This window comes from Streptomyces sp. ID05-39B, from assembly GCF_033794725.1.
Taxonomy (GTDB): Bacteria; Actinomycetota; Actinomycetes; order Streptomycetales; family Streptomycetaceae; genus Streptomyces; species Streptomyces bobili.
This window is the reverse complement of the sequence record NZ_JARGEF010000515.1, coordinates 1-1135: the sequence shown is the minus strand read 5'-3', so window position 1 is coordinate 1135 and position 1135 is coordinate 1. Positions and strand designations below refer to the sequence as shown.

Here is a 1135-nt window from a genome sequence, read left to right as displayed (position 1 = left end):
CTAGTGTCCTGAGTCGTTAATTCGTGTGCAGTATGCGGCGAGGGTGTCGAGGATGTCGTCTGCGGTCTTCGTCCAGACGAACGGCTTGGGGTTCTTGTTCCACTCGTTGATCCAGCGGCGGATGTCCCGTTCGAGTTCGACGACGCTGCGGTGGGCTGAGCGGCGGAGTTTGCGGCTGGTCAGCTCGGCGAACCAGCGCTCGACGAGGTTGAGCCAGGACGCGGAGGTGGGGGTGAAGTGCAGGTGGAAGCGGGGGTGTCGAAGCAGCCACTTCTTGACCGGTTCGGTCTTGTGGGTGGCGTAGTTGTCCAGGACCAGGTGGAGTTCGAGGTGCTTGGGGACGGCTGCGTCGATGACCTTCAGGAATCGGAGGAACTCCTGGTGGCGGTGGCGGCGGTAGTGCTGGGCGATGACCGATCCGGAGGCTATGTCCAGGGCGGCGAACAGGCTGGTCGTGCCGTGCCGGACGTAGTCGTGGGTCATCTTCGCCGGCGTGGTCGGCGCCATCGGCAGCACCGGTTGGGTTCGGTCCAGTGCCTGTATCTGCGACTTTTCGTCCACGGCCAGGACCAGGGCGTTCTCCGGCGGGGACAGGTAAATGCCCACCACGTCGCGGACCTTGGTCACGAACTGTGGGTCGGTCGACAGCTTCCACGTCTCCACGATGTGGGGCTTGAGGCCGAACGCCCGCCAGATCCGCGAGACAGCCGACTGCGACATGCCCTCCGCCTCGGCCATCGAACGCGTCGACCAGTGCGAATCACCGGTCGGCGGCGTCTGGCCGAGAGTCCTGGCGACCAGGGCTTCGACCTGCTCGTCCGTGATCCTCCGCGGCGCCCCCGAGCGCGGCCGGTCCACCAGGCCCTCCAGCCGGTCCGCGGCAAACCGGGACCGCCACTTACGCACCGTCTCCCGCGAGACACCCAGATCATCCGCGACCCGCGCGTTCGACAGCCCCTCCGCACACGCCAGCACGATCCTCGACCGCAGCACCAGCGCCTGCGACGCGGTCTGCTTGCGCAACCAGCCCCGCAGGACCCGGCGTTCGTGATCGGACAACTCCAGCGGCAACGGCTTCGGACCAGGCACCGCCCCACCCTATAACCGCAAGCGAACTATCGACTCAGGACACTAG

Annotated in this window: 1 protein-coding gene; it reads right to left on the bottom strand. The window is 66.3% G+C overall.

Going from position 1 to position 1135, the window contains the following annotated elements:
* Positions 1-1089 (bottom strand): IS630 family transposase, encoded by a 1089-nt coding sequence (locus P1P75_RS41610; protein ID WP_319265264.1) that lies wholly within the window; start codon positions 1087-1089, stop codon positions 1-3.
* Positions 1090-1135: the final 46 nt, after the last annotated feature.